The sequence below is a fragment of the Natronoarchaeum mannanilyticum genome, assembly GCF_039522665.1.
In the GTDB taxonomy this organism is placed as follows: Archaea; Halobacteriota; Halobacteria; order Halobacteriales; family Natronoarchaeaceae; genus Natronoarchaeum; species Natronoarchaeum mannanilyticum.
Map to the genome: position 1 here is coordinate 41,155 of NZ_BAAADV010000002.1, position 13,455 is coordinate 54,609.

The window sequence follows — 13,455 nt, forward strand, 5'->3', positions numbered from 1 at the left end:
CTCACGTCACAGCATGGCAAAGACCGTTCTCGTCGCGATCGACGGATCGCCCCAGTCGAAGGAAGCGCTGGAACACGCGCTCGACGAACACCCCGAAGCCGAGATCGTCGCGCTGACGGTCGTCGACCCCGCGGAGGCCGGCTACTCCGTCGAGGGCGCGGCGCCTGATTTCCCCCAGGAGTGGTACGAAACCGCCGAGCAGGAGGCCGAGCACCTGCTAGAGGACGCCGAAGAGCGGGCCGTCGAGGCCGACCAGTCGATTACGACCGCCAGCGCCGTCGGCCGGCCGGCCAACGCCATCGTCGAGTACGCCGAGGATCAGGGGGTCGACCACATCGTGCTGGGTAGCCACGGCCGGACGGGGATGTCCCGGATTCTGCTCGGAAGCGTCGCGGAGACGGTGATGCGACGGTCGACGGTGCCGGTGACCGTGGTGCGGTAGGCCTTCGCCGATTATCGATCGGCCTCGCCCGCCCGCAAGCTGCGCTCGATCCGGGCGACGTTGACGCCGATCCACAGCAGCGCGACGACGCCGACGGCCGTCAGCAGGCTCGCAGCCGTGAACAGCGCGTACAGCAACACGAAGCCGCCCAGGCCGACGATCGCCGTGTCTTCGACGCGCCGGGTGTCCGTTCCGTTTCGCTGCCGCCAGTCCAGTACGACGTAGAGACCACACGCGCTCGCGAGACCGATCCCTAACAGGAGACTCGCACCGGTGATCAGCGTGTAGCTCAGCCCGGCGAGTCCTACGATGACTACGAGTGCGGTCACGGCGATCTGTAGGCGGTCGGACGATCGCGTAGTGGTGCTCATCTGATCGAACGATCGGCGGCGAAATAAATAAGGGTTCGGGCGGATCGCGGCCCGCTACCGCCCTCAGAACGCCCGCAGGTCGTCGAGCACCGCGGCCGCGCTGCCGTCGTCGATCGCCTCGCGCGCGGCGTCGAGGCCGTCGTCGAGCGAGTCGACGTCGTCCCGCGCGTAGATCCGGAACGCGGCGTTGAGCGCGATCGCGTCGGCGAACTGGTCGTCGCGCTCGCCCGCGAGGACCGCCTCCGTGATCTCCGCGGAGTCGGCCTGCACGTCGTCGACGTAGAGGTCCTCCTCCTCGAAGTCCATCCCGTACTCGGGCGTCTCGATCTCGTAGTCCTCGAAGGCTTCCCCGCCGCCGTTCTCGGACCACTCGGCGACCTTGGTGTAGCCCGGGCGAATGTCGTCGTACCCCTCCATCCCCTGGAACATGATCACTTTCGCGGGCGAGACGTGCTCGCTCTTCTGGAACGTCTCGACGACCTTCTTGGCGAACGCCAGGTGGTAGAAGCTGCCGAGGTGGACGTCGGCGTTCGCGGGATTGGCAAGCGTCTCGATCGTGTTGACGAACGTGCGCACGCCCATCTTCTCGCGGCGCTCTGAGAGCTCATCGATCCGCGGGTTGAAGGCGGGCTGGTAGTAGAAGCCGAAGCCGGTCTCGTCGACCATGTCGGCGCTCTCCTCGGGGTCGAGCTCCGTTCGGACGCCGAGCTCGTCCAGCACGTGCTTGTAGGCGTCTTGCTTCTGGGTCGGCACGCGGTCGCCGCTGTGGACGACGATCGGCGTCCCCGCCGCGGCGGCGACGACGCCGGCGCCGACGCCGAGGAGGGCGGAGCGCCCCTTGCCGTCGTAGTTGGCGCCGCAGTCGACCGGGTCGGCGTCGGGCTCGGCGACGACCGTCGACTCCTCGGCCATCACGTCGACGTAGGAGCCCAGCTCCTCGGGCGTGTTGCGCTTCCAGCGGTTCGCGAGCCAGAACGCGCCGAGCGTCGTCGGGTCGGGCTCGTCGTCGAGGATGCGCTGAAACGCTTCACGGGCTTGCGCGCGAGACATATCGTCGGCCGACTTCGAGCCGGAGCCGACGACCTCGGTCATCAGCCGATCGAGCGGCCACTCGCCGTACTCCTGGGACGTCTGGGCCATGGCGAGAAGTTAGGATAGAAGACGCAAAAGCGTCCCGTTTCCGGCCTCGTGTGCGCCGCTCGTCGGTGGAACTGACCGAACGTCGAGTGGCGAGCAGGCGACGCGTTCCGCGGGTGCTACAGGGGTCCGGATCGACGCGCCGCGCTCGTCTGCGGGGTGTCCGCGACGCGCCCGCGAGGGCGCTCGGAGCGATCCGGAGCCGTCGTCAGGTCACGTCGCGGTGTCGCCGCGGCATCGTACTTGAACGTGTGGCAGAATGCGGCCCGCGCGTCCGACTGGCCGCACCCGAAAAAGGTACGTTCGTTCCGTCCAACGTAGTGGCAATGAGTCTCCGGTCGGCCGACTGGCGCGAGCGCCTCGACGACGTGGACGCCGCGATCGTCGACGGGTTCCAGAGCGGCTTCCCGATCGAGGAGCGCCCGTTCCGGGCCCTGGGTGACGCGGTCGGCGTCGGCGAGGACGAGGCGCTGGCTCGCGTCGAGCGGCTGTACGACGACGGCATCTTCCGGCGGTTCGGGCCGGTGTTGAACCCGCCGGTGATCGGCAGCTCGACGCTGGCGGCGGTCAGCGTGCCCGACGAACGGTTCGAGGAGGTCGCGGCCGTGATCAACGACTACCGCCAGGTCAACCACAACTACCGGCGGGACCACGAGTGGAACATGTGGTTCGTCGTGACCGCCGGCTCGCGCGAGCGCCGCGACGAGATCCTCGCCGAGATCGAGGCGCGGACGGGACTGTCGGTGCTGAACCTGCCGATGCTGACTGACTTCTACATCAATCTGGAGTTCCCCGTCGTCAACGCCGACCGGTTCGCGCGGGAGACCGACGCCGACGCGGTGCCGGGCGAGAGCGAGTCGGACGGCGAGTTCGGAAGCGCGGACGCCTCGGCGACCCGGATCAGCGAGGAGGCGACCGGCGACCTCTCGGCGTTCGAGGCCGATCTACTGTTGGAGATCCAGTCGGGGTTCCCGCTGACGGCGACGCCGTACGCCGACGTCGCCGAACGGCTCGACGCGGAGGTGGCGGACGTCCTCGACGCCGTCGACCGGCTGCTCGTCGAGGGGTGTATCAAGCGGATCGGCTGCGTCGTCAACCACGTTCTCACCGGGTTCGACAGCAACTGCATGGTCGTCTGGGACGTGCCGGACGACGAACTCGACGAGCGGGGCGTCGCCACCGGCTCCCTGCCGTACGTGACGCTGTGTTACCACCGGCCGCGGCGGCCGGAGCTCGACTGGGAGTACAACCTGTTCACGATGATCCACGGACGGGATCCGGAGGCGGTCGACGAGAAGATCGACGAGTTGGCGGCCGAGTATCTGCCGTGCGATCACGAGCGGCTGTACTCGACGGAGACGCTGAAACAGACGGGCGCTCGCTACGAAGAGCTGGTGTCCGAACGTTAGTCGGCGGTGACGTACAGTATCGGGGACAGGACGACGAGCCCGAGCCCCGCGAGGCGGAACAGCGGCGTCTCGACCATCTGGAACGGCGTCACCATGAAGACGATCCCGAACAGGATCAGATTGAGCGCGAGCACCTTCCGGGACCGGAGCGGGAGCGACGCCAGCATCACCAGCGCGAACACCACGAGGAGCGCGTGCCCGATGTGGTAGTCCAGCAGGAAGTTATCTATCACCTGCAGCGGTAGCGCGGTCATTCGTATGCTACAGTGCCCGCGAGCCAGCCTTTAAACTTCCGTTCGCGCGCCGTCGCGCGACCGTCATTCGATCGGGCCGGTGATATCGAGCGGTCGAAGCCACACGTACCAGACGACGACCAGCATGCCGAAAAAGCCCGTTGCGAACGCGAACGCGCCCAGCGTCGAGAGCCCGGCCTGGTGGAACGCGCGGCTTACCAGCCCCGGGACGACGATACCGGCGATCACGACCAGCAACGCGCGCACCATCTGGGACTTCGAGTCGTCGGTCGCGGCGTCACTCATCGGTCGATCCCTCCGCTCGACGCGGCCCTCGTTCCATGCCACCGACTACGCGCTGGAGCCGCCTCAATGGCACGGTTCGCCCGTGAGGAGTGGGCACACGCGGAACGAACCATGGAGCGTGTGACAGCGTGTGCCCGTGTACACGTGGGATCGAACTGGCACATAAATGCACGCGCCGATCGGTCCTGACGAGCGTGGTAAGCGCTCGCTGGCGTTCCGCTCCGCGAGCTATCACACGAAACATACTTCTCCTGGAAATCGCCACTGTGGGTACTCAATGGGCGGCTGAGTGGTAACGCGCTAGCGCTGGAACCCGCCGTCGAGCGGCGTCTGATTCGTGAGACGAAAGTATCGGACTAATCCCTCATTTCCCAGCAATCTATCGTATAACTGGTATATACTAAACAGCGGTGGTGTCGAACCCCCAGTGGAGTCCACAATGAAACGACCTGATCGACGACGATTTCTGGAAATCGCTGGAGGAATCGGCGCGCTCGCTCTCGCCGGGTGTACGGACACCGGTGGCGGTGACAACGAGACAGACGACGGTGACGGCACCGAGGACAACGAGACAGACGACGGCGCCGGTACCGAGGACAACGAGACGGACGACGGCATCGGTACCGAAGACAACGAGACCGACGACGGACTCGGTAACGAGACTAACGAGACCGAGGGCGGACTCAACGAAACCGGTAACGAGACCGAAGGTATGGGTAACGAGACTAACGAGACCGAGGGCGGACTCAACGAAACCGGCAACGAGTCGACCGGCGTCGGCAACGAGTCCGATAACGAGTCCGACGGACTGTAGAACGGTACTTCTCTCTGTTTTTGTGCCGCTGTTCGATTCCTACGGCCCCATCCGCTCCTGAGAGAGCATCACGACCATCGAGAGCCCCGAGATGACGATCAGCAACAGCGCCGGTATCGCGGCGTACTGGAAGTACGCCGACGCCTGAGCGCGCCAGATGTGGGTGACGAGCGTGTCGAACCCGGTCGGCCGTAGCATCAGCGTCGCCGGCAGCTCCTTCATCGTCGTGAGGAAGACGAGCGCGGCGCCCGCGACGACGCCGGGCGCGATCAGCGGCAGCGTCACGCGTCGGAAGGCGCGGTTCGGGGCGTCGCCGAGCGTGCGCGCGGCTTCGACGAGGCGCGGGTCGACCTGCAGCGTCGAGGTCCGGATCGAGCCGACCGCCTGGGGCATAAACCGGACGACGTACGCGAACACCAGCAGCGCGAGCGTCGGGTAGATCTCCGGGCCGATCACGGTGTTCGCCCGGGCGCCGAAGTACACCAGCGCGAGCCCGAGCACGATTCCGGGTACGGCGAAGCCGACGTACGTCGTGCGCTCGAACAGGTTCGACAGCGGCGTGTCGTGGCGCCCGGCGAGGTAGCCGACGGGCACCGCGGCGATCGCGGCGGCCAGCGCGGCGAGCGCGGCGACGGTCACGGAGTTGAGAGCGTAGGACCACTCGAAGGCGAAGGAGGGGCGGCGTCCGCTCTCGGCGTTGACCAGCCAGAGGCCGAGAATCCAGACCGGGACGACGAGCGCGAGCGTCGACACCGCGGCCGGCAGCAGCGTCGCGGGCCAGCGCCAGCGTCCCAGCGACACCGGCTCGCCGCCGCCGGCTCCCTGCTGGTCGCTGGCGATGTCGTCGTCCGGTCGGACCCACCACTCCAGGGCGAGCACCAGCAGCACGACCGCGAGCAGCTGCAGCGACAGCAGCGCCGCGTAGTCCTGGCCGAACGCGTGGTACTCGACGTAGATCTGGCGGGTGAACACCGACAGCCGCATGATCGCGGGCGTCCCGAAGTCCGAGACGGCGTACAGCGCCACCAGCAGGCTCCCCGCGGCGACCGCCGGCCGGATGTGGGGAAGCGTCACCCGGCGGAACGCCGACAGCCGGTCCTGGTTGAGCGTGCGCGCGGCCTCGACGAGCGTCGTGTCGAACGAAAGCAAGGCGGCGCGGGTCGTCAGGTAGACGTAGGGGTAGGTGTACAGCGTGATCACCATGATCGCGCCGGGGAACCCGTAGATGTTCGGCAGGCGCTCGACGCCCAGCGGCGCAAGGAGGTCGTGGAACTCTCCCTGCGGCCCGAACGCCGAGACGAACGCGAACGCGCCGATGTAGCTCGGTACGACCAGCGGCAAGGAAACGGCGACCGACCAGAACCGGCTGAAGGGCAGGTCGGTTCGGACGGTGAGATACGCCAACGGCACCCCGATCAGGATCGACAGCGCGGTGACGGCGCCCATCAGCAGGAGGCTGTTGAGGATCACGTCCCGCGTCGTCTCCTGGGTCAGCAGATCGATCGCCCGGGCGCGCTCGACTTCCGTCGCCGTGACGATGACCCAGCTCAGCGGGAACACGACGGCCGCGGCGATCGCGGCGACCAGCAGCGTCAGCCCGAGCGGCTGGTCCTCGTCCTCGCCGCCCCGGAGCCGATCGATCGTCGCCCTCATCGGCGTCCGACCTCCCCGAACGTCCGACCGCGTCGATCCGGCGATGCCATTCTCTGTCCGGCGATTCTCGGCGCCCCGCCTTCTGTGTGACGATCCGGCGCCGTACGGCGGGAATGCGACGCGTTTAAGTTTTAGGTTTGCCTAATCCGTCGGCATGGAACTGACGCGGCGCGACGCCGTTGCCGCGCTGGCCGCCGTCGGCGGGGGCGCGGCGATCGGTCTCTCCGGATTCGTCGAGCCGCCGTCCGCGGCGGACGACGGCGGCTCGGGGGTGGACGGTTCGGCCGGTCCCGGCGACGCCGAGATCGAGGAGACGCTCGTCGCGGCCGCCGAGGTCGTCTACCCCTCCGAGGTCACAGGCGTCGAGGAGTTCGTCGGCACCTTTCTCTCGGGCCGGCTGGACCGCGAGGACCACGGCGCCGGGATGGCGCGCGCGGTCGCCGAACTCGACCAACTGGCGAACAGCTGGTACGGCGGCCGGTTCGCCGCGCTCGACCCGGGCGATCGGGACGATTTTCTCCGCGAGCTGGGGGCCGATTCGGCCGAAGAGAATCCCGATGGGACTACCGCAGAGCGCGTCCGCTACTACGTCGTCAACGAGGTGCTGCTTGCACTGTACTCCTCGCCGACCGGCGGCGAGCTGGTCGGCATCGAGAACCCGCAGGGACATCCCGGCGGGCAGGCGAGCTACCAGCGGGGGCCCCAGGCGTGAGCGTCGACCGCAGTCCGGTCCCGGACGCCGACGTCTGCGTGATCGGCGCCGGGCCCGCGGGCGCGCTCGTCGCCGACCGGCTCGCGGCCGCCGGGCACGACGTCGTGATCCTCGACGCCGGTCCGCGATTCGAGGACGAAGCGCCGAACCGAATCGATCGCATGGAGCGTGCGATCCGCCCGTCGTACGGCCGCCCCGACGTCTGGGACGTCGGCGGCGAGCGGGACGCCTACTCGGCGACCGGCGAGTGGTTCTACCCGCTGAACCACGCCCGGGTGAAGGGGATCGGCGGGTCGACGCTCCACTGGCAGGGGATGGTGATGCGGCTCCACGAGGACGACTTCGCGTCCGCGAGCGAGCGCGGCGTCGGCGTCGACTGGCCGATCGACTACGAGGAGCTCAGGCCGCACTACGCCGACGCCGAGACGGAGCTCGGCGTCTCCGGCGCCGACGACAACCCCTTCGGCCCGCCCCGCGAGGAGCCGTTCCCGAACCCGGCGTTCCCGCCGTCGTACAGCGACGGCCTGTTCGCAGAAGCCTGCGAGGAACTGGAGATATCGATGCACTCGGTGCCCAACGCGCGCAACTCCGAGCCCTACGACGGGCGGAGCGCTTGCGTGGGGTACGGCACCTGCCAGCCGGTCTGTCCCTCCGGCGCCAAGTACGACGCCGGCGTCCACGTCGACTCCGCGGAAGAGAAGGGCGCGACGGTGATCGACCGGGCGACCGTCGAGAAGCTGGAGCACGGCCCCGACCGGATCGAGGCCGCCCACTACGCGACGCCCGAGGGCGAGTACCGCCAGACGGCGGACGCGTTCGTACTGGCGGCCGGCGGCGTCGAGACGCCGCGGCTCCTCTTGCTGTCGGACTCCGAACACTACCCCGACGGGCTGGCCAACTCCAGCGGCGCGGTCGGCAAGTACTTCATGGACCACCTGTTCGCCGGCGCCGGCGGCGTGCTCGACGAGCCGACTCGCCAGAACCACGTCGGCTTCCTCACCAGCGAGAGCCACCAGTTCTACGACGACGCCGACGAGGAGGTCGGCCCGTTCAAGCTGGAGTTTTTCAACTACGCCGGCCCTTCGCCCGTCGAGCAGGCGCTGGGCGGCGACGAGTGGGGCGACGACCTGCTCGACTCGCTGCAGGAGTCGTACGGCAACCACGTCGCCGTCGGCGGGCTGGTCGAACAGCTCCCCCGCGAGGACAGCTACGTCGGTCTCGACCCCCACGAAACCGACCATCTCGGCAACCCGGTCCCGGACGTCCACTGGAACGTGGGCGATCGGGCGCTCCGGACGCTCGAACGCGCGAACGAGCTCCAGACGCGGATCCTGGAGGAGCTCGGCGCCGAGGTCCAGTGGACGGTGGGCCCCGACAACACCGGCCCCGCGTACCACCACATGGGGACGACCCGGATGGGGACCGATCCGTCGGAGAGCGTCGTGAATACTGACCTGCAGACTCACGACCTCGAAAACTGCTGGATCGCCTCCAGTTCGACGTTCCCGACCGGCGGGGCGCTCAACCCGACGCTGACGATCGCGGCGCTGGCGCTGCGGGCTGCCGAGAACGTCGACGCCGCGCTCTGACGGGCGAGCGCGACGATCTCTCACACTTTAGGCAAACCTAAAAACTCAAGTACGTCCGATCGAAAAGGCACGTCGATGAGCAATCTTCAGCACGGCGACGACGCCGGAGCGGCGGACGCCGACGCCGACGAATCGGACGACGAGTTCACGTTCGACGATCTCAGCGTCGTGATGGGCACGTACAACGAGGAGGAAGCGATCGAGAAAGTCATCTCGGACGTCGAGGAGGTCACCGACGGCAAGGCCGAGGTCGTCTGCGTCGACGGCTCCTCGGACCGGACGCCCGAGATCGCCCGCGAAAACGGCGCTCGCGTGATCGAACAGGAACCCCAGGGGTACGGCGTCGCCGTGCGCGAGGCGATCCTCGCGCCCGACCGGCCGATCGTCGTCACCACGGACTGCGACGACACCTATCCGATGGAGCAGCTCCCCGAGTTCCTCGAGCTGATCAACGAGGGGTACGACGTCGTCAGCGGCGACCGGCTCTACCACGGCGCCGAGGCGATGCCCGACTTCAACCGGTTCGGCAACGCGGCGTTCGCGGCCATCGCCAGCGTCCTGATGGGCGAGCGCGTCCACGACACGACGACCGGGATGCGAGCGTACCGCCGCGACGTCGTCGAGTCGATCGAGTGGACCGAGAACACCGGCCTCTCGGCGGAACTGCTGATCCGGCCGCTGATGCGCGGCTACGACGTCCGCGAGCACCCGATCGCCTACCGCGAGCGGGCGGGCGAGACGAAGCTCGATCCGATCGAGGGCGGCGCCGCCATCGCGAAGTCGATCGTCAAGGTCTGTCTCGAAGAGCGGTTCGACTGAGCGACGGCGTCACGAAAAACAGGAAGTTCGACGCGTCTATTTGCCGTCAGTCGGCGTTAGTTTCCGGTCGTGTTGTCGCCGGTGGCGTTGTTTCCGCCGGAGCCGTTGCCGCCGCCGTTTCCGTTCGTCTCGAAGGCGTCCTGCTGGTCCTGCCACCAGTCGTCGGCGTCGAGGATCTGGTCCGACGTCTCCTGGTCCGCCGGGCTGAAGTTGACCGTGATCAGGTCCTGGTTGTCGCCGAACGGCGCCCACTCCGGGCGGATCTCGAACACCTGCGGCTGGTTCTCGTCGCCCTCGCCCTGGTCCGGAACGAACCCGAGGTCCTCGTCGAACTCCCCGATGTTCGCGTCCTCGGCGACGAACAGCTGGTCCTGCTCGCCGGTGTTGAGCCACCGGATCATCCGGGTGTTGTAGTCGGTGAACCAGCTGTCCTGGACGTCGCCGTAGTTCGGCGTCCACTCGACGACGCCGGAGACGAACGTGAACCGCGCCTCCGGGTAGAACGATTGCGGGAAGATGAGGCCCTTCCACTCCTGGCCGAAGTAATCGCCGTCGTCGCCGTCCTGCGCGCTCGCGGTCCCCGTCGCGGCGGCGCCGACGCCCGCGGTCGCGACGGCGCTCTTTTTGAGGAACGAGCGGCGCGACTCGTCGGCGATCCTGTCGAGCAGGGATGGGTCGTTGTCAGTCATTGGTATCTCCACTTGAGGCTACGCCGGTTGCTGCGCAAAAGGCGACCGTCCGTTTAGATCACCCGTCGTACCTAATCCGTTCGTTCCGTTGATGCGCCGCGAGTAGGCTAGCCTTCCGTCATCGACGTGGCCGGTTGTTCGGGGCAGCGGGCAGGCGACCGGCAACCCGCCGGCGTCAGGACGCGCCGACGCGGCGCCGCCGCAGCGCGAGGTACGCGACGACCGTCAGCCAGAGCGCGGCGACGAACCCGTACACGGCGTCGCCGGACGGGTTCGCCGACGACCGGAACGTCGACGCCAGGTAGACGACCGCGTACGCGCCCGGTGGGATGCCGAGGACCAGCCAGAGGTCCGGCCGTCGGACCGCTCCGGCGCGCCGGAGCGCGGTAACGTCCTCGAACAGCGCGTAGAAGGCGACGATCGCGAGCACAAACAGCGATAGCGCCGCCAGCGCGCCGCCGAACACCGCGGCGGCGCCGTCGGCCGCGACGCCGATACCGGTCCAGGTGGCCACGAGGGCGACCGCCAGGGGGGGCGCCACCAGCGCGTAGGCGGCGACGTATCGCCACCATCTGGCGTCCCGCTCCGCGGTAGCTCGTCCGTCGGCGTCCAGCCGCTCGGCGACGCCGTTTCCGACGATCGCGCCGACGAGACCGATCAGGGCGGCCAGCCCGACGCCGACGGCGATCACGATCAGCGTGAGCAGACTGCCGACGACGAAGCCCGGTGGCTCGGTTCTCAGGAACGGGAGCCAATCGACGACCGACCAGATCACTACCGGGGCGGCCCCGACGATCCCGGTCAGTTTTCCGGCCTGGCGGCTCTCGGTCTGCCGATCGTAGTAGAGATACCCGACGAGCAATCCGGCGACGAGGATCGGCGTCCCCGAGACCGTATGTGGATCGGAATCCCACGACAGCAGGACGGTAAACGGGATCGTCGCGAGGCCAGCGAGCACCGCGGTTCGCGACTGTTCGTCGGTCAGGTCGTCGCGGAGCTCGGCGAGCGAGACCATCGTTTGCCGTCTAGTATTCTCGGCCAGAAGTTGAAATTATCGGAGGGCCGGCGCCGTTCCGACCGCCGCAGCTACGCTCTCTCGGGGGCGTTCGCGGCCGCGATCGTCGTATCGAACTCGACGCCGCCGACGTGCTCGTCGGGGTGCTCGGGCAGGTACGTCCCCTCGGACCCGCACCGCGGAACGAGCGGGCAGACCCGTCGCTCGGGCGGCCACACGACCTGCACGCCGTCGTCGACAGTGCGAACGGTCATCTCCTGCCGGTAGGTCAGCGTCGACCCGTCGGTCGCGGCCAGCGTCACCAGAACCTCCAGCTCGTCGGCGGGATCGATCCGGACCGACGAGCCGTTGCCGTCGGGGCCGACCAGCCGCGCCGCGTTGCGGTCCAGCGTCCACTCGGCGGTCACCGACTCGTTCGGATCTCGGATGGTGTACTCGGCCGCGCCGTACCCCGTCTCGAGTTCCACGCTGGCGGTCTCGACGCCCGGCGGGACGCCGACGGTCGTCTCGCCGTCGAACGCCCGGGCCTCGCGCACGTCGATCCGCTCTAACTTGGGAACGACGTGTCGGTCGGGGTTGGGCGTCCACTCGCCCTTGTACGCGTACCGGTAGTACGTTCGGTTCGGGTACGCCTCGTAGAGGGCGAAGTCCTCGCCCGGATCCCGGTCGAGCCCGTAGACGACCGGTCCGTCGAGACCCGGACCGTTGCGCAGGTACTGGAACGGGTGGTTCGCCCACTCGCCGTACGGCGTCGGCAGGACCACGAGGGCGTCGTCGAACTCCGTCTCCTCGATCGGCGCGTACGCTTGCTCGTACTTGTCGGCGGTGGCAGTGTGGTGTTGGAGCGGCCGATCCACCAGCCCGGCGTTGCCCACAGCGCCGACCGGGAGCGCGACGAGGAGGACGATCGCGAGCGCGACGCGCGCGGCGGTCGGTGAGGCTCGCCGGCGGACGCCGCTCGCGAGCAAGCGCCACCCGGCGACGAGCGCGGCGGCCGCGAACACCGCGAGCGGCGCCAGCAGGTCGAAGTGGTAGAACGGCCCGAACGTGGAGATAAATCCGTCCGTCGGGTCCGCCAGCGAGCCGAGCACGTTGAAGTTACCCCAGAACGGCACGTTACCGACCGGAACCGAGACGAACAGGCCGGCCAGCAGCGTGACCGCGAGCGGATCGACGTCTGGGAGTAGCCCCACCAGTCGGCCGTCGTCGCCGAAGACCCGCCGCGCCGCGAGCGCGAGGCCGCCGAGCGCGCACGCCGTTCCGACGAGCCCGCCGGTGAACCAGCGCGTCGCGAGCTGCCTGAGCACGCGGGCGTTGGCTTCCAGCGCCAGTTCGGGCGTGTAGACGACCGAGTGCGCGAGGATGCGCCGGCGACCGAACCCGGGCCCGTCCTGCGGAGCGAACTCCTGGTAGGGGAAGACGAGCGGATCGCCGGTGAGGACGGCGTTGTACGCCAGGGTGATCCCGACGAACGCCAGCCCGCCGGCCGCCGTCAGCGCGTTGCGGGCGATCGGATCGGGCAGCGGCCACAGGGCGGCTACCGCTCCTGCGCTCCGTTCGCGGAGTTCGGACAGCGAGAGCCGCTCGCGGACGCCGCCCGCGATCTGCCACAGCGCGTGCAGGATAAAGGGCGCCGCGAACAGCACCGCGGTGTACGGTCGCGCGAAAAAGGCGATTCCGGTCGCCAGCCCCGCCGCGGCGGCCCACCGGCGGCTTCCCGACCGGACTCCCTTCAGGTAGCAGACCGCGAACAGCAGGTTCCACGTCGTCGTCGGAGCGTACGGCAGGAACGTCGATCCAGTGACCAGCGCCATCGGCGCGGCGGCGAAGACGGCGGCCGCGACGACGCCGACGCGGCGATCGAACGCCATCGCACCCAGCGCGTACGCGAGCGCGGCGTTGGCGCCCGCGACGAGCGCCAGCGTCACCCGCGGCTCGCCGAACAGCGCCATCGAGACGGCGAACATCGCGGCGGGCACCGGCGTGTACTTCGGGTACAGTCGGCCGCCGTCTTCGATGTAGAACCAGGGATGGACGGCGTCGGTCAGGTCGCCAGCAAAGTACTGTAGCTGGCCGTCGAGCAGCAGCGCCGCCTGACTCAGGTAGACGCCCTCGTCGTGGTTCGTGGAATGGTAGGCGAACGCGTCCGTCGCGATCCAGAACGTCGCGACCGCGGCGCAGATCGCGATAAGGGCGGCGACGGCGAGTTCCGGCGAGCGTCGCAGTCGGCGAACGCGATCGACCAGTTCGTCCGTCGCCGTCATAC

The 13,455-nt window shown here is 68.5% G+C and carries 14 protein-coding genes; 6 read left to right on the plus strand and 8 right to left on the minus strand.

The features are described 5' to 3' along the window. Window positions 1-13 precede the first annotated feature (13 nt). A complete protein-coding gene (locus tag ABDZ81_RS07910; RefSeq protein WP_343773419.1) occupies window positions 14-442 on the plus strand; it encodes a universal stress protein in 429 nt (142 codons plus the stop codon). An 11-nt stretch (window positions 443-453) separates the two neighbouring features. Here the strand turns inward: ABDZ81_RS07910 and ABDZ81_RS07915 are convergent, their stop codons facing one another. Continuing rightward, window positions 454-813 (minus strand): hypothetical protein, encoded by a 360-nt coding sequence (locus ABDZ81_RS07915; protein WP_343773420.1) that lies wholly within the window; start codon window positions 811-813, stop codon window positions 454-456. 63 nt (window positions 814-876) lie between these two features. Then, window positions 877-1,953 (minus strand): anthranilate phosphoribosyltransferase, encoded by a 1,077-nt coding sequence (locus ABDZ81_RS07920; RefSeq protein WP_343773421.1) that lies wholly within the window; start codon window positions 1,951-1,953, stop codon window positions 877-879. A gap of 323 nt (window positions 1,954-2,276) precedes the next feature. Here ABDZ81_RS07920 and ahbB point away from each other — a divergent pair, with 323 nt between their 5' ends. Continuing rightward, window positions 2,277-3,359 (plus strand): siroheme decarboxylase subunit beta, encoded by a 1,083-nt coding sequence (gene ahbB / locus ABDZ81_RS07925; protein ID WP_343773422.1) that lies wholly within the window; start codon window positions 2,277-2,279, stop codon window positions 3,357-3,359. Here the strand turns inward: ahbB and ABDZ81_RS07930 are convergent. Both ABDZ81_RS07930 and ABDZ81_RS07935 read right to left on the minus strand, forming a co-directional pair. Next, window positions 3,356-3,613: a DUF8006 family protein gene (locus ABDZ81_RS07930; protein ID WP_343773423.1), complete on the minus strand. Its 258-nt coding sequence runs from the start codon at window positions 3,611-3,613 to the stop codon at window positions 3,356-3,358. The two genes, ahbB and ABDZ81_RS07930, sit on opposite strands and share 4 nt — an antisense overlap. 63 nt (window positions 3,614-3,676) lie before the next feature. Continuing rightward, window positions 3,677-3,898: a DUF7996 family protein gene (locus ABDZ81_RS07935; protein WP_343773424.1), complete on the minus strand. Its 222-nt coding sequence runs from the start codon at window positions 3,896-3,898 to the stop codon at window positions 3,677-3,679. 439 nt (window positions 3,899-4,337) lie between these two features. Here ABDZ81_RS07935 and ABDZ81_RS07940 point away from each other — a divergent pair, with 439 nt between their 5' ends. Then, window positions 4,338-4,712, plus strand: coding sequence for a hypothetical protein (locus ABDZ81_RS07940; RefSeq protein WP_343773425.1), 375 nt, complete (start codon window positions 4,338-4,340; stop codon window positions 4,710-4,712). A gap of 39 nt (window positions 4,713-4,751) precedes the next feature. Here ABDZ81_RS07940 and ABDZ81_RS07945 read toward each other — a convergent pair whose 3' ends face one another. Beyond that, window positions 4,752-6,365: an ABC transporter permease gene (locus tag ABDZ81_RS07945; RefSeq protein ID WP_343773426.1), complete on the minus strand. Its 1,614-nt coding sequence runs from the start codon at window positions 6,363-6,365 to the stop codon at window positions 4,752-4,754. A gap of 154 nt (window positions 6,366-6,519) precedes the next feature. Here ABDZ81_RS07945 and ABDZ81_RS07950 point away from each other — a divergent pair, with 154 nt between their 5' ends. From ABDZ81_RS07950 to ABDZ81_RS07960, 3 genes are all read left to right on the plus strand, one after another. After that, on the plus strand, window positions 6,520-7,077 hold the full coding sequence (locus ABDZ81_RS07950; RefSeq protein ID WP_343773427.1) for a gluconate 2-dehydrogenase subunit 3 family protein: 558 nt from the start codon (window positions 6,520-6,522) through the stop codon (window positions 7,075-7,077). Further along, the gene (locus tag ABDZ81_RS07955) at window positions 7,074-8,666 is read left to right on the plus strand and encodes a GMC family oxidoreductase (RefSeq protein ID WP_343773428.1); all 1,593 of its coding nucleotides are present in this window, start codon (window positions 7,074-7,076) and stop codon (window positions 8,664-8,666) included. The genes ABDZ81_RS07950 and ABDZ81_RS07955 overlap by 4 nt, the downstream gene beginning before the upstream one ends. A gap of 171 nt (window positions 8,667-8,837) precedes the next feature. After that, window positions 8,838-9,485 carry a dolichyl-phosphate hexose transferase gene (locus ABDZ81_RS07960; protein ID WP_377074906.1) on the plus strand — a complete coding sequence of 216 codons (648 nt, stop codon included), beginning with the start codon at window positions 8,838-8,840 and terminating at the stop codon, window positions 9,483-9,485. Between the two features lie 56 nt (window positions 9,486-9,541). On the opposite strand, the gene ABDZ81_RS07965 is transcribed toward ABDZ81_RS07960, so the two are convergent. The 3 genes from ABDZ81_RS07965 to ABDZ81_RS07975 form a co-directional block, all read right to left on the minus strand. Continuing rightward, window positions 9,542-10,174, minus strand: a complete 633-nt coding sequence (locus tag ABDZ81_RS07965) for a twin-arginine translocation signal domain-containing protein (RefSeq protein WP_343773430.1) — start codon at window positions 10,172-10,174, stop codon at window positions 9,542-9,544. Between the two features lie 175 nt (window positions 10,175-10,349). Further along, window positions 10,350-11,189 carry a DUF5518 domain-containing protein gene (locus ABDZ81_RS07970; RefSeq protein WP_343773431.1) on the minus strand — a complete coding sequence of 280 codons (840 nt, stop codon included), beginning with the start codon at window positions 11,187-11,189 and terminating at the stop codon, window positions 10,350-10,352. A gap of 71 nt (window positions 11,190-11,260) precedes the next feature. After that, window positions 11,261-13,453 carry an ArnT family glycosyltransferase gene (locus ABDZ81_RS07975; RefSeq protein ID WP_343773432.1) on the minus strand — a complete coding sequence of 731 codons (2,193 nt, stop codon included), beginning with the start codon at window positions 13,451-13,453 and terminating at the stop codon, window positions 11,261-11,263. Window positions 13,454-13,455: the final 2 nt, after the last annotated feature.